Below are 22,734 nucleotides of genomic sequence, written 5' to 3' on the forward strand. Positions count from 1 at the left end.
CCCATTACCTCCTCGCCAGTTTACTTGCGTTTTACTTCGGCAATCGCTTTTTCCGCTTTTTCGGCGGCCGTGCGCAAAGCGGAGTTCATATCGGCCGTTCCTTGCACAACGTCGACCGGCACCGATTTGAAGATGTTTTCCACTGTCAGGTGGTAAGGGGATATTTTCGTCATCGGCGCGAAAGAATTGTAGAAAATTGCCTGCCAGTTTTTGTCCTTGAACGCGGAGTTTTGACCGTAAGCCTTTTTAATGCCCGCATCGTTCAAGACAGGCATTATACCGTCCTTGGAGTAGCTTTCCTGCACCTCCTTTGAAGTCAAGTAATGGATTGCATTCATCGCCGCATCTTTGTTTTTAGCCATAGACGTAATGCCCATCAGATATGGGGTCGCCTGCGAACCGACTCTCGGTTTCTCTTTAAACGTAGGCAAGGCGACGACATCCCATGATACTTTCTCGATTTCTTTCGGGACGGTAAACGGAAATTGAGAGTTGAAAACGAACAGCGCCAGCTCCTGCGTATCCGTAAATTCGGTCCGGTACGGAATACGCTTGAGCGCTTTGACCCGATCCTTGTAGCCCTGGTCGGCGGCGGGAGCGACAAACATCGCATCGATCAGCTTTTTCCATTCGTCCCGTTCGAAGGTCGGCTTATCGGTGGCCGGGTCCAGATACGGCTGAGACAGCGAGTTGGCTCGCAAAATATGCGCCGGAGAGGCGGCAAAGCCCAAATACTGCTTGCCCCCGTCGGACCGGTTCAGCTTCTTCGCCGTTTCCGCCGTCTCCTCCCAAGTCATGCCGTCTTTCGGATAAGGGACGCCGAACTTGTCGAATATCAATTTGTTGTAAAACATCGCCTGAACCATGTTCGTTACCGGCAAACCGTATAACTTGCCGTCACTCGACAGTTTGACGCCGTCGATCAGCGTCGGTTCGAACTTGCCCAGATCGACGGCATTCTTTTGGGCCAGCTCCGTCATGTCGAACTGCAAGTTCGAACCCATCGACAGCTCGAAAAAGTTCGGCATCGAGGCGAATACGATATCGATCCGCTGATTTTGCGCCAGCAGCTCCGGTAGCGTCTGCCCTTTCTCCGAGCGGATATACTTGATCGTGTACTGGGGAAACTGTTTGCGTAAAGCGTTTCCAAATAAGCTGTCGAACGTTTCCACGGAATCTCCGTTGTTCGAATGGAATACAAGCTCTGCCGGTTCGCTCGCCGCTTTGTCCGGCACTTCCGCAGGCGGGCTTTGATCTCCCGTGTTCCCGCACCCCGCCGTCATCACTCCGCATAGCGTAAGCACGCTCATCCATTTCAAAACGGCCATTCGGTCTAAACTCATTTTGCCGATCCCCCATTTCGCATTTTCCAATCGGTATAGTAATCGGTTTCCCGACTTGCAACCTCAGTTTAGGGGATTACGTTGAAAAATACAGTGGCGATTTTTCCGATAGATTTATACTTTTCGCCCGTTTCACGCGAAAAACAAAAGAAGCGCCCGCCGGGACGCTTCTTCCGCATATCACCTATTAACCTGGAATCATACCGATCAATAACTCATAACGTACTCGCCGACAATCGGACAGTGATCGGAAGCCATCGACGGCAATACGGCCGCGGAGTCGACCGAGAGATTTCCCCTCGTCCAAATGTAATCGATTCTCGACTCAGGCGCCGTCGACGGAAAAGTCGGCCCCGCCGCCAAACCGGCCAAGCTGTCGACAAATCCCGCTTCACGCAGCAGCCGCAGCTCAAGGCTGTCCGGCTCGGCGTTGAAATCGCCGGCGAGTACGACCGGCCCGCTTTTCCGGCCGATGATCTGGGTCGCATCCTCCACCTGCGCGATCCGCTGCCGGGCGGTAAGCCCCATGTGGATGTTGTACGCGCGGATGCTGGGGCCATCCGCACTCAGCTCGATCTCGGCCTCAAGCAGTCCTCTCTGCTCATCGCCGAAGCTGTTCAGCGGATAGTTCCGGCTCTCCATAATCGGGTGTTTGCTGAGTATCGCAGTGCCGTACTGCCGGCGCGGCGCTCCCGGCACAGGCGGATCCAGGTCCAGATTCGCTCCGTAGACGACGGACAAACCGAGCGTCTCGGACAGCAGCTTCGTCTGGTCGGCGAATCCGCTTCGCCGGGACCAATGTTTATCCACTTCCTGCAGAAAAACGATGTCGGGACCGGCTTCGGCTATCGTCTCCATGATCCGGGGCAGGGTCGGTGCGCCGGAGCTGTCCGTGCCGAAGTGAATGTTATACGACATAAGCTTGATTGTTAGCTTCGCCATTACAGGTTCGGCAGTGAAATTTCGACTTCGCGCCGCAACTCCGAAGAACGAAGCACCCCGTCGATAATCGCCTGATTGTACAAAATTTCCTCGCCCGGAATCGGCGCGGAACGTCCTTCGCGAATGGCGGCGACAAAGTCCTTCACTTTCTCCTGGAACAGGTTCAGACTATGCTCCTTGACTGGAATCGGGCTCTCCGTATGATGGCCAAGCACGTCGTGGAACAGCGTCATGCTGCCGACTTTTCCGTCCCATACGCCGCTCCACGGGCCTTTTCCGGCCGGCGTAATTTTCAGCCCGCCCTCGGAACCGAGGAACATCGTTGCGCCGAGCGTGTCCATATGCATCGCCCAGCTGATTTTGAAGTTAAGCGCGATGCCTCCTTCCAGACGAATGAGCGCAACGCCGAAGTCTTCCACGTCGAACCGGTCCGCCTCCGGATGATACTTCGGATTCGTGCCGAAAAAGTTCGACGTATACGCGCTCACGCTGAGCGGCTTCGGATACCCGAGCGCATGAAGCGCCATATCGAGCGAGTAGCAGCCGATATCGGCCATCGCGCCGGCCCCGGCCAGTTCCTTGCGCACGAACGTTCCGCGCGGCATGCCGCGGCGGCGTCCGCCTCCGGTTTCCACATAGTACACGTTGCCGAGCTGCCCGGACTGCACGATGCTGCGAACGATATGCATGTTCGGATCGTAACGGGGTTGAAAGCCGATCGTCAGCATATTGCCGGTCTGCTTGGATACTTGCACCATCTCGATCGCTTCGTCCAGCGTGACCGACATCGGCTTCTCGAGCAGCACCTGCTTGCCCGCCTTCATCGCATCAACCGACGTGCGGTGATGCGCCATATTCGGCGTACAAATGCTCACGCCGTCCAGATCCAGCTGCAGCAGCTCGCGATGATCCTCGAACGGCTGGGCGGCTGTGAGCCCGTTCGCCTCGATAAATTCGCGCGCTTTCCCCGGTACGAGATCGGCCACGGCCACAATCTCGACATTGTCGATCGTCTTGTATGCGTTAACGTGGGCACGTGCAATGCCGCCGCTGCCGATAATCCCGATTCGAATCGTTTGAGTAGTCGTCATATGCCTATTTCGCCTCATTTCGCCTATTTTTCCGGTACATTCCCGGCGTTATTCCGAATCTTTTGCGGAATACGGTATACAAATAATTGGCGCTCGTAAAGCCTTTGGCAAGCGCGATCCGCTCAATCGGCTCCTCGGTTGCAAGCAAGCTTTCGCATACCCGCTCGAGCCGGACCGACTCGACATAATCGCTGAACGAGCCTAACCCGTTGTCGCGAAAAATGCGCTGCAGCTGTCTGCCGCTAATATGAATTTTCTCGGCTACATCCTCAAGCGTGATCGGTCCCATAAAGTTCGCCGCGATAAACTGGGTGGCCAGTTGGACCCGGTACGCGTTCATATCCCGCGTCGGCAAGCTCGCCCCCGCCTGATGCTGCCCGTAAGCGCGCACGGCGCGAAGCAAAATTTGAATGACCGCCTGCTTGATCGTCGTATACATGCCGGGTTCATTGTTCGTCCACGCCATGAACGCCGTCATAAACCCTTCCATCGCCCCATACGCATCGGCTGTCGGCACGCGCGGAAGCTCCCTCAGCCGGCGCACGCATTCGTCCGCTTCCTCGGCCTCCGCGCCTTGCTCCCATCTCTCACCGGACAGGTCGGCCTCTTGCTGCCTCTGCGAATGCGGCTGGCCCAGCTTAATAATGTCGATATGAAGGCATAATTCGTCCATGCCTTCCTCGTCGTCGGCTTCCTGCCGGTGCTCGACGTCCGGGCCGGTCAAGTAAAACATCCCTTCATGGAACGGATGCGTCAAATCGTCCATCAGGACGACGCCTTTTCCCCGCGGAATAAAATGAAACTCGAATTCGGCATGCTTATGGAATCCGACCACTTTTCCCGGAGAAAACGCCGTCCAATGAAAACGAAGGATCCGAAAGCCGTAATCGCCCCAGCGAAAACGAATGTCCAGCCGGTCGAGATCATGATTTCTTCCGCTTAGGAATGCATACGGATTCCGCTTCTCCCCGCGTTTCACAAGAGAAGACGACTCCGCCCGTTCAGTCACACCCACTGAGCGTCCGCTTCTTGCTCCAGCTCATCCAGAGCGATCGCCCGGTTTTGCTGTACGGACATATTGGAGGCTTCCATCAGCTTCGTCAAATCAAGCGCAAGCTGAATGTTCTCGGCCGCGACCGTATCGTCCTGGATATGGCCTACCCATTGCTGAAAAGCGGAGGCACGGTTGTCGTGCAGCTCCTTGACGGTCCACGATTTGCTCGCTTCCTCGCCGAGCTTGGACGTACGAAGCACCATCCGGCTGTCCGGCGTTCCGAACAGCAGCGATCCTTCGGTCCCGTGCACCTCGAGCGTAAACGGCGAAAACTTGTTGGCGAAACCGGCTTCCACGATGCCGAGCGCTCCGTTCGGATACCGCAGCACCGATACCGCATTATCCTCCACTTCTTTTCCCGTCACATAGCCGTAGCTCGCTGTAACGCTTTCCGGAAGTCCGAGGAACAAGCGCGTCAAATACATCGGATGGCAGCCGAGATCGATCAGCGCCCCGCCGCCCGTTTGCTCCAGGTTATAGAAATGGGCCGGCAGCCAGTTGGCCACGGCGCCGCCATGCGACAATCTGGCCCGCACCAAGGTAACCTCGCCGAGCAGTCCCTGCTCCAGCACTTCCTGAATCGCCAGCGTATATCCGTCATTTAACCGCGGAAGCGATACCGTCAGCTTGACTCCCGCCTGCCTGACGGCTGCGACGATTTCGTTCGCTTCGCGGATCGTAGTGGCGAGCACCTTTTCCGTAAAAATATGTTTGCCGGCATTCGCCGCCTTGACCATGACTTCTCCATGCATATTCGAAGGCGTATCCACAACGACTGCGTCAATATCCGGTTGCGCGAGCAGCTCGTCAAGCGATTCGTAAAAACGAACGCCCCTTGCCTCGGCTTCCTTGCGGCCTCTCTCAGCAAGCTCGTCCCATACAGCCACGATTTCCGTATCCGGATGCTCATTCACTTGTTTGGCATAATCTCTCGCGTGCACGTGCCAAAAGCTCAACATGGCGATTCGAATCAAAGCCGATCCACTCCCTCTCGGATTATATACTAAAAAAATACGACACCTCCTACAAAATACCACAGTTCATCTTAGTTTATTAGTGTTTTTTTGTGACATTTTCACTTCACTTTTACGACATCGTTCCGCATTATGGCGCAATGAACTTGGGAAAGCCGGGGCAGTGGTTTATGTGACCGGAAGAAGTTTACGCGGTGCTACGACAAACGGTTTTCCAGGCAGTGTTGATGAAACTGTACGAGAGATTATTAATCATGGAGGAGAGGCTTACGCCTGCCGTTGCGATCATACCTGCGATGAAGATACACAAGCTTTGATCGAGAGAATCCGGCAGGAACAAGGATGTCTTCATATCCTTGCGAATAACGTCTGGGGTCTTCATGACTTGGGAACCGATTTGCAGCCGAAACCTTTCTGGCAATATCCGCTGCAACTGTGGAATGCGACGTTCCAGAACGGAGTACGTTCACAGATAGCCATAAACCATTATGCGATTCCGCTTATGTTGGAAGCAAATTCCGGATTAATCGTACACACCACGTTTTGCGATCAGAACAAGTATCTAGGAACCTTCTATTACGACCTTGCCAAAAATGCGATTAACCGCTTAGTGTTCGGATTAGCTCACGATCTGGAACCTACTAAGATCACAGCGTTAGCGGTCTCCCCTGGTTGGATGAGAACGGAACTGGTATTAAGAAATTTCAATACAGATGAAGATCATTGGCAAGAGGTCGAAGCTCTTAAACGCACGGCGTCGCCGTATTATGTCGGGCGAGCTGTGTCGGCCTTGGCGGGGGATGAAGAGGTACACTTGAAAAACGGACAGGTCCTGCAAGTCGGCAATCTTGCCCGGGAATACGGATTCACCGATGTGGATGGACGATTAATCTCCCCTTTTCTAATCTAGCGTTTTAACTCAATGAACCTTATGCGGCGCAAAAAAGCAGGCTCGCACCGAGCCTGCCCGTATTCCCCGCCTATTAACGTCTCGCTTCCGTTGACCATCCGTTTACAAGCGAGGACAAGTACTCTCGCACATCTTGCTTCAAATCGTCGCGTCTCAAAGCAAACTCGATCGTAGCCTCGATGTACCCGAATTTATCGCCGATGTCGTACCGTTTGCCTTCGATCGGATAAGCGACCATCGGCTTCACCGCATTGAGCTGGCGCAGCGCATCGGTAAGCTGGATTTCTCCTCCCCGGCCCGGCGCGCAATCCTCGAGCAGACGGAAAACGTCCGGCTCGATAATATACCTGCCGATCACGGCCATATTCGACGGGGCCGCGTTCCGCTCCGGCTTTTCGACCAGATCGTCAATCCGGGTGTACAAGCCATCCGCAACGGACGCGCCCGACGGCGAAACGATGCCGTATTTGTTCACGTCTTCCCATGGAACGCGCTGCACGGCGATAACTGATGTTTTCTCGCGTTCATACAGCTCGATCATCCGTTTCAGACACGGCGGCGTGGAGTCGATAATATCGTCTCCGAGCAGAACCGCGAACGGCTCGTCACCGATAAATTTCCGTGCGCAAAACACGGCGTGGCCGAGTCCGAGCGGCTGCTTTTGCCGAATATAATGAATATCCGCCATATTCGAGATGTCCCGGACGACGCGCAGCAGGTCGGCATTGCCCTTCTCCTCCAGCGTCGCCTCCAGCTCGATCGACTTGTCGAAATGATCTTCGATGGCCCGTTTGTTGCGCCCGGTTACGATAATGATATCTTCGATCCCGGACTCGATCGCTTCTTCAATGATATATTGGATTGCCGGTTTGTCGACGATCGGCAGCATTTCCTTCGGCTGGGCTTTCGTAGCTGGCAAAAATCTCGTACCGAGCCCGGCTGCCGGAATAATAGCTTTACGTATTGTCATGTCAGGGGTTAACTCCTCTCGAAAAATCGGCTGGCGGCCTGCAAACGTTTGACGGCTGCATCATCCACATACCTGGCTCCCAGCGGCGCATGAAAAACGACTCCATTCCGCGAGCCATGGAAATCCGAGCCGCCGGTGACGATAAGTCCGTGCTGACCGGCAAGCTCCGCATATCGCTTCTCCGTATCCGGCGTGTGGTCGGAATGATAAGCCTCGATACCCGCTACTCCGTACCCGATTAGACGCACTACGAGTTCGTCATCGTCATACAGCCCCGGATGAGCCAGCACGGATACGCCTCCCGCCTCGCGAATCCAGTCGATCGCATCCTCGGGACGGATGCGCGGCGGGTTCACATAGGCCGCTCCGTCCTTGCCCAAGTACCGGTCGAACGCCTCGGCGATCGAGGACACATAGCCTTTGGCAACGAGCACCTCCGCAATATGCGGCCGCCCGACGGTTTCATCCTTTCGCGGCTTTTTCTTCGAAACTTCGAGCACCTCTTCCATCGTCACCGGAAGTCCCAGCTCGCTTAGTTTGGCCAACATCATATCGTTGCGCTGATTGCGCGTTTCCCTAAGTTGCCCGAGCCGCGACAAGAGCGTTTCGTCCGTGTAGTCGATATAATAGCCTAACACGTGAATATCCTGACCGCCGGCTACCGTGCTGATCTCGACGCCCGGAACGACCTCGACGCCGAGCAGGCGCCCTTCCTCCACCGCCTCGGCCACTCCCGCTATCGTGTCGTGATCGGTAATGGCGAGTCCGCGCAGCCCGGCTTCCTTGGCCAGCCGTACGTTTACCGCCGGGGCGTTCGTGCCGTCCGATGCGGTGGTATGCGAATGCAGATCAAACTGGTCCGTCATGTGTACCGTTCCCCGCTTCCTATATAGAGTAATCCGACTCGCGCCGAATTATAACTATAACCAGGCCTTCAAATCCCGCTCCCGCAAAAAGGTCAAAAACGTGACCGCCGATATGGGCAGCAGTGCGGCCTGCAAAAAAATCGAATAAAAATGGCGCGTAAAGGTGAGCCCTTCGATCCGCTTCACCTTAAAAATGCCTAATGCGGTTTCGTGCCGGACCGCCGCCTGGGACAACAGCGTAATGCCGAGTCCCGCTTCCACGGCCGACTTGATCGCTCCCGTACTGCCGAGCTCCATGACGATTTTGAGCCTGTCCGTGCCGAAGCCGACCCGCTGCAGCTCCTGCTCCATGACCTGGCGTGTGCCCGAACCCTGCTCCCTGAGTATAAACGGGTATAGCTGCACATCGTCAAGCGTGATGACTTCCTGCTCGGCCAGCGGATGATCCGCATGGACGATCAGCATAAGCTCGTCGTTCAGTACCACTTCCGTTTTCACGTCCGGATGATGGATCGGCGCCTCCACAAGCCCGAAAGTAAGCTGATGACCAAAAATTTCCTCCAATATTTGCGTCGTATTCATCACCTTGAGGCTGACGGAAATACTCGGGTACTCCCTGCTGAACGGCCCCAGCAGCCGGGGCAATATGTATTCGCCGATCGTCAGGCTGGCGCCGAGCTGCAGCCGGCCTTCCAGCATATGGGTGAATTTCGACATGGCTACATCCGTGCTTTTGATGAGATCGATGCTTCGTTTCGCAAACGGCAGCAGCGTGCGGCCCGCTTCGGTCAGCTCGATTTTTTTCGTCGAGCGCTGAAACAGCTTCGTGCCGAAATAATCTTCAAGCGACTGGACCTGCATGGTAACCGCAGGCTGCGTCATATGGAGCGCTTGCGCGGCCATAGAGAAGCTTCCTTTCTCGGCTACGGTGTAAAAAATATGAAGCTGATGGAAATTAAGCGCCATGCCGGTCCCCCCTCTCTACTAGATACTGTACCCGAAATTCGTGCCCATTTGCAACAATTTGGAAGTTCCCTCCAGTATGGCATACCGGCTGCCGCGCCTGCAAAAAAAGCATGCGGCGTTTGCCCGCATGCTTGTCCCGTGCCCCATCCGTCATTTTCGTTTCCGGCTGTTTTTGATCAGCGTCATTCTTCTCGAGTGGCGAAGCCATGAATAGTATGATTTCAAATCCCGGAGCTCGATAACTTCGGACATCCGTCCGAGGAAAGTAACGATGATCATTTTGTGGAGCGGATTGCCGGCGATATCGAACTCATTGTCTATAATCGAAAACTCGGCCACCATGACCAAATCTTCTTCTACGACGTAAACATCTTTTTCATTTTTGTAATAAGGCTTAACCTGCTCTTTTTTGAGCCGGTCCCACAGGAAGGCGCAAATGTCCTCGAAGCCGGTTTTCTCGCTTTCGACGCGATCGATCCATCGGGATCGGGCATGATTCGTAATAATGATATCTGCTACTTTTTTATCGCCCAACACGACGTAAAAAGGCTCATAAGTGCTCCAGCGGTCCATAATTTTATCCTTCATAATCCCAACCCCTTTCCTAAACGAATCAGGCCCTTTTACCTATGTACATCGGAGTTAACTTTATTTTACTCGATCTTTTATATTTTTCCAAATGGATTCTGCCCCATTTTGCAAAAAATGTGCGAAAGGGAAAAGATCGCCCGCCGATTGTTGCACAATCGGCGAGGCCTGCTATAATAAATAAGCCCGCGGTGACGGGTTACGTGTAAAGATTCGCCTTGTCAGGAACATTACTATTATATTCGGTCCGAATTTCATTTCGGTACGAACGTTCGATTTTTTTGACGAACGACAGCTTTTGAATCGCTTTCGTCGCCTCTTCCGCGCGATCGCTATTCACATACAAGACGACATAATGCATTCGCTTCGAAACGTAATGAATGGTGCCGAACTTCTCGAGCTGCTTCGTATGCCTTGAATCGGACACCCACAAAATAAGGCCGGTGCGTTGTGGATACATCGTCTTTATTCCTCTCTTGATCTTTCGACTTTACTTCATCAGGAGTGATTCCCATCATGTCTTCGGAACATCTGGTGCGCGTAGAGCGCGGACCTTTAACGGAATCCATTCATTGCGGACATATTGCCGTTGTTGACGGAAAAGGCCGGGTGATCGCTTATGCCGGCGATCCCGGCTATACGACGTTCGCCAGATCGGCAGCCAAACCGCTGCAGGCGATTCCTGTCATCGAGGCGGGAGCGGTGCAGCGCTTCGGACTGACCGGGGAGCAGGTCGCGCTTTTGTGCGCCTCCCATAACGGCGAGCGGGAGCATGTGGAAGCGGCAGCCGCCATTCTCGGCAAGCTGGGGCTTTCCGCAGGCGATCTTCTCTGCGGCCCCCACTATCCGTTTCACGAACCTACGGCAAACGCCATGAAGCTTACAGGCGAAGCTCCTTCGAGGCTGCATAACAACTGCTCCGGCAAACATGCCGGGATGCTGTCGCTTGCCCGGTTAATGGCTGTGCCAACGAAAGGGTATACCGCGCCGGACCACCCGGTTCAGCGGGCGATGCTGCAAACGATCGCCGAGCTGGCCGGCATGCGCGAGGAACAAATCGCGCTCGGCACCGACGGCTGCGGCGTTCCCGTGTTCGGTTTGCCGCTGGACCGTCTGGCTTACGCCTTCGCCACGTTCGGATCGCCTTCCCGGCTTGGCGGCGAGCGAGCTCGCGCCTGTGCGGCCATTATCGACTCGATCCGGCGCCACCCGCGCTTTATCGCCGGCTCCGACCGTTTCGACACGCAGCTGATTCAAGCGACAGGCGGCCGCATCGTCGGGAAGATGGGAGCCGAAGGGGTGTTCGCGCTGACCTCTGCAAGCGACAATGCCGCCCTGGCCGTCAAAATAACGGACGGTTCCCAGCGAGCGCTGTATCCCACCGTAGTGGAAGCGCTTATCCAGTTGAATTGGCTGAAGGAGGACGAAGTCGCCTCCTTGCGTCCGTTCCATCATCCGCCTGTGCGGAATTGGAGCGGCGACGAAGTCGGCGCCATCATCCCCGAATTCAAGCTGCAGCTGTGCTGAAGCTGTTCGTCAGCCGCAGCTGCTGCAGCCACCGCTGCAACCGCCGCTGCCGCAGCCGTTTGTCGGCAGCGGGTTATTGCTCGGCACCTTGATCGAATCCGATACGGAGTGCGCGATCGTTTTCGAAACGGTAAACAGCAAATCGTCGAGACGCGTTTCCGCCTCTTTAAACTGCCGTACCGATTCGAACGAATCGAGCCTTTGCTCAGCTTTATTTACAACATCCAACGCGGCGTGGTAATCCGGATGAAAGTGACCGAATCTTTCGCATTCCTCAAACATCATCTTCGCCTTGGCAAATGCCGCCACGGCGACCTGAATTTCGGAATCGCGTTCCACGGCGTTTTTCCACTTGATATAGTTCGCCACTTCCGCTGAGCTGTTAATCATCTCGCCAACTTCATACGCTTGCATGAGGATGCCCGTCATATCAAGCGCATGCGCCTCGGTTACGCTCATTCGCTTCCGGCCTCCTTTCATGCCTTTTCGCCGGACTTCAGTCGTTGATGCCCGGCAGTATGAGCTGCATTTCCTCCCATCCGTCCGGAGCCAGCCTCACCTCGGCTGCTTGCTCGAATCCGGTAACGGCCCAGTCGTCCCGGGTCCCGTCCATTCGGACAGGAATGAGCACGGTATCCCGGCCCGAAGTGCGAAGCTTCAGCAGCGCCTTCCATTCGAGCGCCTTCTGAACGATTTCTTTTCGAGTCGAGAGGTGGTACGTCCTGCAATCTTTGAGCCACATCGGCGGTATTTCCTGCAAGCCGGGATATACATCCTCCACTTTAGAAAAGATGCGCTCACTATCATAATACTTCACTGCGGGCTTTGAGTAAATAAGCCCTTTATAGTCAGTAGCCCGGCCTCCTGCCGCCTTGACGGCCGAAACCCCTTCTCCCTCATCGCCGGACCACGCCGTCCGGGGTGAAGCTGCTTCCCCGCTATTCCTTTTTTTACTTCCCGGACTGTAGCCGCTTCTCGTCAAATAAGCGCGAAGCTCCTCCGCCTTGTCCGCTCGAACTTCCCAAACCGCCGGCCCGAGCGCCTCTCCCAGCCATTGCCCGATATGCTCGTCCCGAAGAACGTTCTGCGCGGTACGTTCATCGCGAAACGTAAGCACCGTTTTCGTTTCGATTTGAAGCTGCGATTGCTGATCGCCCCACTGCAAAATGGACGTCCTGACGTGATCGGGTACGCCGAACTTCGCATGCTTCTCGAGGAAAGCGACCGTTTGCTCCGCCGTCCTTCCTTCGTCAAAAGCCCGCAGCATCGATTCCCTCGTAATCCGATAAACCGCAATATGCTCATGCCGGACCCGCTGGGCGATCATCTCCAGCTCCCAGCGAACGTCGTACTTGCAATCCGGGGTCGCAATAAGCTCGAAATCCGGCTGCACGAACAGCGTCGCGGCAGGAACAGGCGGCATCGCGCCCGCATCGGGTTTGCAGTCGATATCCTCCTCAAACGGCCCGGGCTTTCGGATCCAGCGGAACAACCGCTCGCCGCTTGGCGAACATCCCGTTTCGGCCCACCCCCAAGCCGCAAGAGAACGAATAGTACTGCTGAGCCGTTCGGCTTGATGACCGGATTCGTCTGCCCCTGTCGTAACGATAGCGCCGGAAGACAGCGGACCGACTTCTTTTAATTGTGCGCAAACAGAGGCGATCGATATCCAGCTTTCTTCCGGAAGCCGTTCCAGCAAACAACACGCATGCTGGAGCCACGTATGTTCCAGTAAGCCGCACGACCGCTTCCACTCGTCGTACAGGCGGCTGTTCATCCTTGCTTCCGTCCGAGCAAACCAGTCGTTTAGCCCACCAGGGCTGACGGTTAACCGATCGTTTTTTTGTTCCAGCAGTCCGAGCCGCTGCGCCGCTGTGAGCAGCAGCGAAACAGCCGCCGAGCCGCCGTTTGCCTCTGCCGCCGCTTCGCTGTCCGGAATCGGAACGATCGCAGACAAACGGCCGGCATGGCGCTTGTGCAACCCGCCTTTTTGCGTAATGGTTACGTCCTCCTTGGCTAGATAGGACAGCGCGAACAGTAAATAGGCCGCCATCCCCGGCCGGTATTCCGAATCGGTCGCAGCATCTCCGCCCGCATACAGCAGCTCCTTTTCGTCACAGGGCAGCAGCAAAGCGCGCCAGATCGCAAACGTGTCCTCGGGCAGCACGTAGTCGGTCTCTCCCCACTTACGCCGAAGAGCAAATACAATCCCTTTCCGGCTAAGCCGGATCAAACCGACCTTGATCGCCGCTCCGGACAACTCTTTCTGTCCCGCCTTCTCCAGCTTCGCATAATCGAACGGCGCACAACCGAAACGTCTCAGCAGGAGCGTAAGCGTGCTCCGCTCCAAATCATATAACGAAGCGTTTTGCTTGCCGATCTCCTCCGGCGAACGAAGACGCTGCCCAAGCTCGGCGCCGCGGCCGTCCCATCCGTACTTATCGCCGATTTCTGTGCGCAGCGCCTCCGGCATTCCTTCGAGCAATTCCGCGAGCTTCACCTCGGCACCTCCCTCTGTCCTTTTTCCATAACCGCCGGGCGAATGTCGTACCGGTAGCCCTGTTCCACCAGAAACATCTGCCTGTGGATCGAAAAATCCTGCTCCCTCGTATCGTCGCTGACCAGCGAATAAAAGTACGCCTTGTTATCGTCCCGCTTCGGACGCAAAATGCGGCCAAGCCGCTGGGCTTCCTCCTGCCGGGAGCCGAAGCTGCCCGAAACCTGAATGGCGACTTTCGCATCAGGCAGATCGATCGCAAAATTAGCCACCTTCGAAACAACAAGCGTCCGGATTTCGCCTTCATTAAACTTCTTGTACAAATCGTCTCGTTCCTCGTGAGGCATTTCGCCGGAAATCATCGGGATGCTTACGGTTTCGGCTATGAGTCTGAGCTGGTCCAAATATTGGCCGATAATAAGCGTCGGCTCCTGCTCATGCCTGTCCAACAGCTCGAGGAGCACCGCGAGCTTGTCCGGATTTTCGCCTGCAATCCGGTGTTTGTGCCGTGCCTCGGCAAGCGCATATTGGTGCCGTGCCTGATCGGAGAGCGGCACGCGGACTTCCGTGCACAGTACGCTGGCCACCCAGCCCTTATGCTCCAGCTCCTTCCACCCCGCTTCGTACAGCTTCGGGCCGACCAGCGAGAAGACGTCCTCCTCCCGCCCGTCCTCGCGAACGAGCGTTGCCGTCAACCCGAGACGGCGCGTGGCCTGAATATCGGCGGTGGCGCGGAAGACGGGCGCGGGCAGCAAATGCACTTCGTCGTAAATGATAAGCCCCCAGTCCCGCATACCCAGCAGCGACATATGCGAAAAGCCGTCCTCCTTGCGGTGCCGGTGCGTCAGGATCTGATAAGTCGCGATCGTAACCGGCCGCACCTCCTTCCGGTCGCCGCAATATTCGCCTACCATCGCCGCATCGAGGTCGGTTTTGCTCAGCAGCTCCCGCTTCCACTGCCGGACCGACGCGACATTGGTCGTCAGGATGAGCGCCGCGCATTGCAGCCGGGCCAGCGCCGTTATGCCGACAACGGTTTTACCGGCTCCGCACGGCAATACGACGACGCCGCTTCCGCCGTGATCCGATTCCCCATTGTAAAAGGCATCCGCAGCAGCCTGCTGATAATCGCGAAGACGGAACATTTCTCCTGTATCCAGCCGCTCGCGAAGCGCGATGGGCAGCAGCTCGCCATGATGGTAACCGGCCAAATCCTGTACCGGAAATCCGAGCCGGATCAAATCCTGCTTGAGCATGCCCCGATAGGCGGGCAGCACTTCAATACCATCGGGGCGCGGTTCCCCGGCAAAATAACATTGTAACGATTTGTAGCCGGCCAGCTTGTCAAGCAGTCCCGGCTCCGCGGAAACGAGCAGAAGCCGTCCGCCCGCCGCCTTCAGCTTGATCAGGCCGTAACGGCCGACATAATGGGCAATCGACTGCTTCACTTGCAGCGGCACGTCAAATTTCGCGTATTCGCTCAAAATATCCAGTATTTGCTCCGCCGTCGTGCCGGACGATGCCGCGTTCCACAGCGAAAGCGGCGTCATCCGGTACGTGTGAAGCTGGCCTGGCGTTTTTACAAGCTCGGCGAACCGGCTGATCCGGCCGCCGGCTTCTTCGCTTTCCGGGTGCCCGGCCTCCAGCAGCAGGACGGAATCGCTCTGTACGATGAGCGGCCGTTCGGGATCGTAACGCATCCAATCGCCTCCGTTGTCGATTCAAACCTATCATGATTGCCATTAAAACAAAGCGGCTTTGTATTAGTATGAAAAAAAACGGCTGGAAATAAACGGGCCCGTTTGCCGAAAAAGCATTGAACCGCATGTCCGGAAAGAGGTAGTATAGTAGTCGGAAGTCGCCAAACATCCTATTTTGGAGGTTATAGTCATTCGCGCAAAATGGTTACTCACGCTTATCTTTTTGATCGCTTTGCTCGCCGGTTGCGGCGGGGCGTCCGGTGCTGGAAACGGACCCGACAAGCTGCAAGCGGTGTTTGACCGCTATCCTGAACTGAAGGGCAGAACGTATACGCAAACCGAAGTGAAGCGGGTCGTCGACGGCGATACGTTCGAAACGAAAAACGGCGACAAAGTCCGGCTTATCGGCATGAATACCCCGGAGACCGTCAAGCCGAACAGCCCCGTCGAGCGATACGGCAAGGAAGCCAGCAACTATTCCAAAAAAACGCTGACCGGCAAAACGGTTTACCTGTTCGCGGACGCAGGCGACACGGACAAATATGGGCGGCTGCTCCGATACGTATTTCTCGAAGGCGAAGCGGAGATGTACAATGAAACGCTGCTGCGGGAAGGGTATGCGAATACGATGACGATTCCGCCGAATGTCATGTTCGCCAAATCGTTCGTCCAAGTCGAGCGGGAAGCGCGCAATAAAGGAAAAGGATTATGGGGAAAAGAGAGCGAGCCGGGAAAAGCGTCGCCGTCCGAGGCCGCTTGCAAAAATCCGCAGATCAAAGGCAATATTAACGCTAAAAACGAAAAAATTTATCACCTTCCGGGCAGCGGTTCGTACGAGCAGACGAAGGCCGAAATGATGTTCTGCACGGAAGAGGAAGCCGGAAATGCCGGTTTCCGCAAGGCTGGGCAGTAGGAATAGGGATACACAGACGAAAACCGGCATTCCCCTCTTGGGAATCCGGTTTTCGTTTTCTCTCTGTCCGTATAATTATCTTACGGCCGCTGCACCATGGTCGACGTTTTCCGAAATTTCGCTGAGCGCTTGTCCCGCTTCGTCAACGAACACTTCGCGAATCGCCAGATCGGCAATGGCAACGACGCCGACCAGCTCTCCGCTTTGCACTACGGGCAAACGGCGAATTTTCCGGCTTGCCATTAGCCTAGCGGCTTCGTCGATCGTAGCGTCCGGGGAAATCGTCGTGACATCCTTGGAAATAACCTCCTTGACCGCCGTCGAGCCGGAATGCTTCTCCGCATAACCGCGAATGACCAAGTCCCGGTCGGTGACGACACCGATCAGCTTTTTGCCTTCGACAACGGGAATAAAGCCGATATCGTTCTGTTTCATTTTCAGGGCAATTTCGTACAAATTGTCCTGAAGCGTAACCGTAACGCAGTCGGTGCTCATTATTTCGCTTATTTTTTTCATCGGACGCGCGTACCTCCCAAGGTTCGTAATATGACGAATGCATCTATAGGCTTTCCGCGTGGATGAAAGACATACGTGAAAGAATGTGCCAACCGCTTCAGCTTGACGACTTCCGGTATCCATCCAAATAATCGAGCGCCATGGATGCGAGCAGGACTGCGGCTTGCAGCATCGACGACTCGTCGATATCGAATTTCGGATGATGATGGGGCGCCGTAATGCCGGCCTCCTTGTTGCCCGCTCCGACGAACATGAAGCAGCCCGGGACGCGGTTCAAATAGTAGGCGAAGTCTTCGCCGGCCATGATGAGCGGAGAGCGCCGCGTCTTATCCGCTCCGAACAAGCTGCCGGCGACACGGAAAAACCGTTCCGTCTCCGCCTCGTCGTTGATGACAGGCGGGTAACCTGGCTTGTAATCGAGCTGAATGTCTGCGCCGAACATTTCCCCTGTTTGCACGCATATTTGCTGCAGCCTTTCCACGATGCGGTCGCGCACGGTCACGTCGAACGAACGTACAGTTCCGTTTATATAACAAGTTTCGGCGATAACGTTAAAGCCGTTTCCGGCGATAAACTTGCCTACCGAAACGACGCACGGCTGGGTAGGATCGATGCTGCGGCTGACGATCGACTGCATGTTTACAACTAGATGGGCGCCTACCACGATGCTGTCCACCGTTTCGTGCGGCAAACCGCCGTGTCCGCCTCTGCCCGTGATCCGGATCGTAAACTCGTCCGCAGCCGCCATGATCGGACCGGGCGCGGAATAAACGGAGCCTGACGGAAAAGGCGTCCACAGATGAACGCCATAAACGGCATCCACCCCGTTCAGCACTCCGTCTGCAATCATCGGAGCGGCCCCTCCAGGGCTGAGCTCTTCCGCCGGCTGAAACAGCAGCTTGACGGTGCCGGCAAGCGACTCGCGGTGATCGGCGAGCAGCTTGGCAACCGCCAGCAGAGCCGCCGTATGGCCGTCGTGGCCGCAAGCGTGCATCACGCCGGGTACGGTCGAAGCGTATTCGCAGTTTTTCTCGTCTTGTATCGGAAGCGCGTCCATATCGGCTCTCAGCGCTACAACCGGGCCGGGCAAACTTCCTTGAATCGTTCCTTCCACTCCGTAGCCTCCGACATTCGTGCGTACAGTAGCGCCCCATTCGTTCAGCCGCTCCGCGACAAAAACGGACGTATGCCGCTCTTCGTACGACAGCTCGGGATGGCGGTGCAGATGACGGCGCCATGTTACCATGTCCGGGAACAATAACCCAAGCTTTGCGGATAGGTCCTTCATCTTATTCCTCCTGCCAGTTCTATTTCATGCTGCCTATATTGTACCAAATCGGCCATGCCGTTTCACCCGCGCTCGCCGCATATCGCCATCAAATTTTAATATCTCGGTTTTTAATAGGCTTGCGCATGCAAGGGAAACATACTATCATGAATAAAGGATTGCACGCCTGCCGGATTTTACTTTATTTATGAACGCTCAGGAGGTTTGTTGTATCGTGATTATCGAAAATGCAGGAATTAAAGGCTTAAAGAGCGATTTGGCTCATTTGGACAGCGTATCGAGCAAGCTTGGCTTCGTTCGCTGGCAATGGGAATATTACCGCGCTACATACGATTTGAAGATTGAAAATAAACCGACGAACGCCGAATATTTCCTTCGCTTCAATTCCCGGGCCGTGGAAGGCAAGCTTGAATCCCCGTACGCCATCTTGGCGCTGGAGGAAGCTTATATCGGCAGAGGTACGTTCCCGCACGGCCTTGATTACGAATCGCCGATTCCGGATCAAGTGCTCAAAATTGCCAATCAGAAGCTGGCCGAGCTGAAGAAACAACTGAGCGAATAATCGTGAAGGCGGAATCGTTATGAACGAAACCCGCAGGGGTACACCGGATTTCATGCTGCTGCTGCTGACGTTCCTGCTTGTCGGATTCGGGCTTGTCATGGTGTTCAGCGCCAGCTCCGTAACGGCGCTTGCTAGGGAAAAGTTCGGCAACGATCCTCTATATTTTGTGAAGAAACAAGCCATCTTTGCCGCTGTCGGCACGGTTGGCATGTTTTTTCTTATGAACATTCCGGTCGCCAAGCTGAAGCCGCTGCTGCGGCCGGGTTTTATCGCCATTATTGTGCTGCTGGCGCTCGTTCCTTTTTTCGGCTTTGAGGCAAACGGGGCGCGAAGCTGGTTCAGCCTGGGCCCGTTTAACATGCAGCCCTCGGAATTTGCCAAGGTAGGCGTTATCTTGTATTTGGCGCTGCTGATCAGCAAGAAGGGCGAGCGGTTCCGCGATCTGAAAAAAGGGCTGCTGCCGACGGTTATTATCGTCGGGATCGTGGCCGGACTCATCATGCTCCAGCCGGACTTCGGCTCGACGATGATCCTCGTGCTGGCGGCCTCGCTCGTCATCGTCGTCGGCGGCGCCAACCTGAAGCATATTTTTCTCGCCGTAGGTTTGATCGGCCTCATCTCCGGATGCGTGCTGGCCCTGTACCTGCTGACTTCGAGCACAGCAGGCTATCGGATGGACCGGATCGCCTGCTATTTGAACCCGAACTCCGACCCGCAAGGGACATGCTATCAGATCGTACAGTCGCTGTACGCCTTCGGACACGGAGAAGTGACCGGAGCCGGGTTCGGCAAAAGCATTCAAAAAATGCACTACTTGCCGGAAGCGCACAATGACTTTATTTTCGCCATCATCGGCGAAGAACTCGGATTTCTTGGAACTTTATTGTTTTTGTTCGGCTACATGCTCTTTCTGTGGCGCGGCATCATCGTATCGCTGCGCTGTCCCGACGCCTTCGGCAGCCTGGCCGGCACCGGCATCATCGGCCTGATCGGCATCCAGGCGCTGATCAATATGGGCGGGGTCACGAATACGATTCCAATGACCGGGGTTACGCTTCCGTTCATCAGCTACGGCGGCTCCTCCCTGCTTATTACGATGTGCAGCATCGGCATCCTGCTCAGCATATCCAGGGAAAGCACCCGCGTAGACAAGGAACCGAAGGAACGCAAACAACAACGCACATCCAGATAGAGGAGGTTATGCTATGGAAGCGCATATTCGCGGAGCGGTTCGGGAAGACCTCTCGTTCCTTCTGGACATTTACAACGAATCCGTCCTCCATTCCGTCGCCACCTTCGATCTGGTTCCGCAAACGTTAACCGAACGCGCCGTCTGGTTCGAACAGTTCGGCGATCCGTTCCCGATTCTTGTCGCCGAGCTAAACGGACAAGTAGCCGGTTATTGCTGTCTGACTCCCTTCCGTTCCAAGCCGGCGTATGACCGTACGGTCGAAATTTCGATTTATTTGGACCGCCGTTTTCGCGGCGCCGGTATCGGCACGCGGCTGATGAGCCATATGATCGGGGTGGCGCGGGAACGCAATTTTCATGTTATTATCGCGGCCATTACAGGAGGCAATGAGATCAGTATCCGGCTGCACGAGAAATTCGGCTTTGCGCCGGCCGGCGTGTTCCGCGAAGTCGGCTACAAATTTGACGCCTGGCAGGACGTTCATTTCATGCAGCTGCTGCTCTAAGGCGACCTGTCCTGTTCAGGTAAAATGTGGTAATCTGGTTATACACCGCCAAGGGGAGGAAGTTCCATGCTGCTTCTGAAAATTATCGGCATCCTCGTTCTCTCCTTCCTGCCGTCTTATCACTATTACCGGAACCAGCTCTGGAAAAGGGGCAGGACGTTTGACGGCATGTAGCCGGGAACAAAATGGCGGCGCCCTAAGGGGCGCCGCCGTTTGTTATCCATCGCTATTTGATTCGAACCGCAGCATCCTTGTCTTCCGCTTCCTCTTCCTTGAAAGCGACGCCCTCGACTTTTACATTAACCTCGACTACATGGAGTCCGGTCATATTTTCTACGGCTTCTTTCACGTTTGCCTGCAGCTCGCGGCATACATCCTGAATTTTCGAACCGAAATGGACGATGACGCGAAGATCGATAGCCGCTTCCAACTGCCCGACTTCGACGGATACGCCCTTTTGCACGTTTTTTCCGCTGAGCCGTTTGGCAAGCCCTTCGGATATTCCGCCGGACATCGCTGCCACGCCAGGCGTTTCCAGTGCGGCCAGTCCGGCGATCGTAGCTACAACGTCATCGGAAATGCGGATCATTCCCGTTTGATTCTCGGCTGACATTTGCCTCACTCCTTGTATGCGAATATTTCCATTGTACCTTGTCCGGCCACCGCTTCGCAACCGCGCCACCGGGCGTTCACACACCGTTCATTTCTACTTTGCAATTGTAAACTTTTCCTATATAGTAGAATAGGATTTGGAACGAACAGGAACAATGAGTACATCGGAGGGAGCGTGTGAACCCATGAAGCAGAAGTTGTTTTATACGATTTTGATCGCCAGTTTCGCGTTCAGCGCCATCGCCCACTACAGCGGGATGTCCAGCACGCTTCAATTCGCGCTCTGCTGCATCGCCGTTATTTTCGCTGCGGGTTTCATGGGCAAGGCGACCGAAAGCGTGGCTCACTATGCGGGCCAGCGGCTCGGCGGGTTTCTGAACGCTACATTCGGCAACGCTGCGGAGCTGATCATTGCCATCTTCCTGGTCAAGGACGGCTTGCACGACATGGTCAAGGCGAGCATTACCGGTTCGATTATCGGCAATATGCTGCTCGTTCTCGGCCTGAGTGTGCTGATCGGCGGCTTGAAGTTTAAGGTGCAGAACTTTAATGTTAAACTGGCCGGCTACAATGCGTCGATGATGCTGCTCGCTGTCGTCGCCTTGTTTATTCCGGCGTTGTTCGCCAAAAGCTTTACGACGAAGGAAACGAATACGCTCAGCCTCATCGTGGCCGTTATTCTCGTTATCGCGTATGCGCTCTGGCTGTTATTCTCGATGGTCACCCATAAGGATGAGCTTCGCGATGAAGCGGGAGACGAAGAGGAGCACGAGATTGCCTGGAGCAAAGGCAAATCGATCCTCTATTTGCTGCTCGCCACCGTCATGGTCGCTTTTATCAGCGAATGGCTGGTAGGCACTCTGGAGGAATTTACGCATAAGTTCGGCTTGACCGAACTGTTCGTCGGTGCGTTCCTGATCGCCATCATCGGCAATGCGGCCGAACATAGCGCCGCTGTATTCCTGGCGATGAAAAACAAAATCGGCGCCGCCGTCGAAATCGCCATCGGCAGCAGTCTGCAAATTGCTTTGTTCGTCGCCCCCGTGCTCGTCATCATCAGCTTTTTTATGGGACAAACGATGGATATCGTGTTCACGACGTACGAGCTTGCCGCTATCGCCGTGTCGGCCGTGATCGCCAAATCGATCTCGCAGGACGGCTCGACGAATTGGTATGAAGGCGTTCTGCTGCTCGTCGTGTACATCATTCTCGGGATCGCTTTCTTCCTCGTCTAGCGAACAGTCCGCCCATCTTGCACAAAACCGGAGCAATACGCTTCGGTTTTTTTCGTATATTCCGATAAACATGCAAAAAAAAACGAGCGCTCGGCAAGGAGCTACTCGTTTCGACTTTTGGCCAAAGCCTCGTACAGCTGGGCGAGCTTGCGCTCCAGCTCGCTTAATATGTTTTTGCCGGCGTCCTCCGTAATCAGCCCCGCGCGGACGGCGAAGTCGATTTCACGGGACAGCCCGTACATTTGCGTATCCAATACCTCTTCATAAAGAGGGCATCTGCGATTCGTTAACGATTCCATCTGAATTTGAATCAGCTTCTCGATGTTGTCCGCATCTTCCTGAAGAAGCGTCAACGCTTTCTGATGCAAACCGACCATGACGTCAGATGAAGACATACCATATCCCCCTTTGCCCAAAGCTCATCCATCTCTATATGCATATGATAGACGATATTGGACGATTACACAAGCGATATGGTCGTTC

Annotated in this window: 24 protein-coding genes; 7 read left to right on the top strand and 17 right to left on the bottom strand. The window is 55.2% G+C overall.

Going from position 1 to position 22,734, the window contains the following annotated elements:
* Positions 1-20 precede the first annotated feature (20 nt).
* From D7M11_RS01390 to D7M11_RS01410, 5 genes are all read right to left on the bottom strand, one after another.
* Positions 21-1,343: an ABC transporter substrate-binding protein gene (locus D7M11_RS01390; RefSeq protein ID WP_120745350.1), complete on the bottom strand. Its 1,323-nt coding sequence runs from the start codon at positions 1,341-1,343 to the stop codon at positions 21-23.
* Positions 1,344-1,550: 207 nt separating this feature from the next.
* Entirely contained in the window at positions 1,551-2,285 is a 735-nt protein-coding gene (locus tag D7M11_RS01395; protein ID WP_120745351.1) for an endonuclease/exonuclease/phosphatase family protein, read from the bottom strand.
* Positions 2,285-3,376 (bottom strand): Gfo/Idh/MocA family protein, encoded by a 1,092-nt coding sequence (locus tag D7M11_RS01400; protein WP_120745352.1) that lies wholly within the window; start codon positions 3,374-3,376, stop codon positions 2,285-2,287. Before D7M11_RS01400 ends, D7M11_RS01395 begins: the two co-directional genes overlap by 1 nt.
* Before the next feature lie 4 nt (positions 3,377-3,380).
* Positions 3,381-4,385 (bottom strand): helix-turn-helix domain-containing protein, encoded by a 1,005-nt coding sequence (locus tag D7M11_RS01405; protein WP_240040913.1) that lies wholly within the window; start codon positions 4,383-4,385, stop codon positions 3,381-3,383.
* Complete coding sequence (locus D7M11_RS01410) at positions 4,382-5,404, bottom strand: Gfo/Idh/MocA family protein (protein WP_120745354.1); 1,023 nt, start codon at positions 5,402-5,404, stop codon at positions 4,382-4,384. The genes D7M11_RS01405 and D7M11_RS01410 overlap by 4 nt, the downstream gene beginning before the upstream one ends.
* Between D7M11_RS01410 and D7M11_RS01415 the strand changes: the two genes are divergently transcribed.
* Positions 5,388-6,314, top strand: coding sequence for an SDR family oxidoreductase (locus D7M11_RS01415; protein ID WP_120745355.1), 927 nt, complete (start codon positions 5,388-5,390; stop codon positions 6,312-6,314). The genes D7M11_RS01410 and D7M11_RS01415 overlap by 17 nt on opposite strands.
* A gap of 73 nt (positions 6,315-6,387) precedes the next feature.
* Here D7M11_RS01415 and galU read toward each other — a convergent pair whose 3' ends face one another.
* The 5 genes from galU to D7M11_RS01440 all read right to left on the bottom strand — a co-directional run bounded on the left by galU (position 6,388) and on the right by D7M11_RS01440 (position 10,164).
* Positions 6,388-7,284 (bottom strand): UTP--glucose-1-phosphate uridylyltransferase GalU, encoded by an 897-nt coding sequence (galU, locus tag D7M11_RS01420; protein ID WP_120745356.1) that lies wholly within the window; start codon positions 7,282-7,284, stop codon positions 6,388-6,390.
* Positions 7,285-7,292: 8 nt separating this feature from the next.
* Complete coding sequence (locus D7M11_RS01425) at positions 7,293-8,150, bottom strand: PHP domain-containing protein (protein ID WP_120745357.1); 858 nt, start codon at positions 8,148-8,150, stop codon at positions 7,293-7,295.
* Between the two features lie 54 nt (positions 8,151-8,204).
* A complete protein-coding gene (locus D7M11_RS01430) occupies positions 8,205-9,116 on the bottom strand; it encodes a selenium metabolism-associated LysR family transcriptional regulator (protein ID WP_120745358.1) in 912 nt (303 codons plus the stop codon).
* Positions 9,117-9,266: 150 nt separating this feature from the next.
* A complete protein-coding gene (locus D7M11_RS01435; protein WP_120745359.1) occupies positions 9,267-9,704 on the bottom strand; it encodes a hypothetical protein in 438 nt (145 codons plus the stop codon).
* A gap of 199 nt (positions 9,705-9,903) precedes the next feature.
* Positions 9,904-10,164 (bottom strand): YlbG family protein, encoded by a 261-nt coding sequence (locus D7M11_RS01440; RefSeq protein WP_120745360.1) that lies wholly within the window; start codon positions 10,162-10,164, stop codon positions 9,904-9,906.
* A 56-nt stretch (positions 10,165-10,220) separates the two neighbouring features.
* Here D7M11_RS01440 and D7M11_RS01445 point away from each other — a divergent pair, with 56 nt between their 5' ends.
* On the top strand, positions 10,221-11,231 hold the full coding sequence (locus D7M11_RS01445) for an asparaginase (RefSeq protein WP_120745361.1): 1,011 nt from the start codon (positions 10,221-10,223) through the stop codon (positions 11,229-11,231).
* Positions 11,232-11,240: 9 nt separating this feature from the next.
* Here D7M11_RS01445 and D7M11_RS01450 read toward each other — a convergent pair whose 3' ends face one another.
* From D7M11_RS01450 to D7M11_RS01460, 3 genes are read right to left on the bottom strand one after another with little or no spacing between them, the layout of a single operon-like run.
* Complete coding sequence (locus tag D7M11_RS01450) at positions 11,241-11,690, bottom strand: YlbF/YmcA family competence regulator (RefSeq protein ID WP_120745362.1); 450 nt, start codon at positions 11,688-11,690, stop codon at positions 11,241-11,243.
* 37 nt (positions 11,691-11,727) lie between these two features.
* Complete coding sequence (locus D7M11_RS01455; protein ID WP_120745363.1) at positions 11,728-13,731, bottom strand: helicase-associated domain-containing protein; 2,004 nt, start codon at positions 13,729-13,731, stop codon at positions 11,728-11,730.
* Positions 13,728-15,428 (bottom strand): DNA repair helicase XPB, encoded by a 1,701-nt coding sequence (locus tag D7M11_RS01460; protein ID WP_120745364.1) that lies wholly within the window; start codon positions 15,426-15,428, stop codon positions 13,728-13,730. The genes D7M11_RS01455 and D7M11_RS01460 overlap by 4 nt, the downstream gene beginning before the upstream one ends.
* A 223-nt stretch (positions 15,429-15,651) precedes the next feature.
* Between D7M11_RS01460 and D7M11_RS01465 the strand changes: the two genes are divergently transcribed.
* Positions 15,652-16,341, top strand: coding sequence for a thermonuclease family protein (locus D7M11_RS01465; protein ID WP_240040914.1), 690 nt, complete (start codon positions 15,652-15,654; stop codon positions 16,339-16,341).
* A gap of 75 nt (positions 16,342-16,416) precedes the next feature.
* On the opposite strand, the gene D7M11_RS01470 is transcribed toward D7M11_RS01465, so the two are convergent.
* Both D7M11_RS01470 and D7M11_RS01475 read right to left on the bottom strand, forming a co-directional pair.
* The gene (locus D7M11_RS01470) at positions 16,417-16,857 is read right to left on the bottom strand and encodes a CBS domain-containing protein (RefSeq protein ID WP_120745365.1); all 441 of its coding nucleotides are present in this window, start codon (positions 16,855-16,857) and stop codon (positions 16,417-16,419) included.
* Between the two features lie 97 nt (positions 16,858-16,954).
* A complete protein-coding gene (locus D7M11_RS01475) occupies positions 16,955-18,145 on the bottom strand; it encodes an amidohydrolase (RefSeq protein WP_120745366.1) in 1,191 nt (396 codons plus the stop codon).
* Between the two features lie 214 nt (positions 18,146-18,359).
* Here D7M11_RS01475 and D7M11_RS01480 point away from each other — a divergent pair, with 214 nt between their 5' ends.
* The 3 genes from D7M11_RS01480 to D7M11_RS01490 are packed head-to-tail and all read left to right on the top strand — an operon-like array spanning position 18,360 to position 20,404.
* Positions 18,360-18,707: a YugN family protein gene (locus D7M11_RS01480; RefSeq protein WP_120745367.1), complete on the top strand. Its 348-nt coding sequence runs from the start codon at positions 18,360-18,362 to the stop codon at positions 18,705-18,707.
* 19 nt (positions 18,708-18,726) lie between these two features.
* Positions 18,727-19,899 (top strand): putative lipid II flippase FtsW, encoded by a 1,173-nt coding sequence (gene ftsW, locus D7M11_RS01485; protein ID WP_120745368.1) that lies wholly within the window; start codon positions 18,727-18,729, stop codon positions 19,897-19,899.
* Between the two features lie 13 nt (positions 19,900-19,912).
* Entirely contained in the window at positions 19,913-20,404 is a 492-nt protein-coding gene (locus tag D7M11_RS01490; protein WP_120745369.1) for a GNAT family N-acetyltransferase, read from the top strand.
* A gap of 226 nt (positions 20,405-20,630) precedes the next feature.
* Here D7M11_RS01490 and D7M11_RS01495 read toward each other — a convergent pair whose 3' ends face one another.
* Complete coding sequence (locus D7M11_RS01495; RefSeq protein ID WP_120745370.1) at positions 20,631-21,017, bottom strand: Asp23/Gls24 family envelope stress response protein; 387 nt, start codon at positions 21,015-21,017, stop codon at positions 20,631-20,633.
* A 184-nt stretch (positions 21,018-21,201) separates the two neighbouring features.
* Between D7M11_RS01495 and cax the strand changes: the two genes are divergently transcribed.
* Entirely contained in the window at positions 21,202-22,251 is a 1,050-nt protein-coding gene (cax, locus tag D7M11_RS01500) for a calcium/proton exchanger (RefSeq protein ID WP_120745371.1), read from the top strand.
* A 101-nt stretch (positions 22,252-22,352) separates the two neighbouring features.
* On the opposite strand, the gene D7M11_RS01505 is transcribed toward cax, so the two are convergent.
* Entirely contained in the window at positions 22,353-22,646 is a 294-nt protein-coding gene (locus tag D7M11_RS01505) for an Fpa/YlaN family protein (protein ID WP_120745372.1), read from the bottom strand.
* Positions 22,647-22,734 lie beyond the last annotated feature (88 nt).

The sequence above is a fragment of the Paenibacillus ginsengarvi genome (assembly GCF_003626695.1).
Lineage (GTDB): Bacteria > Bacillota > Bacilli > Paenibacillales > NBRC-103111 > Paenibacillus_AB > Paenibacillus_AB ginsengarvi.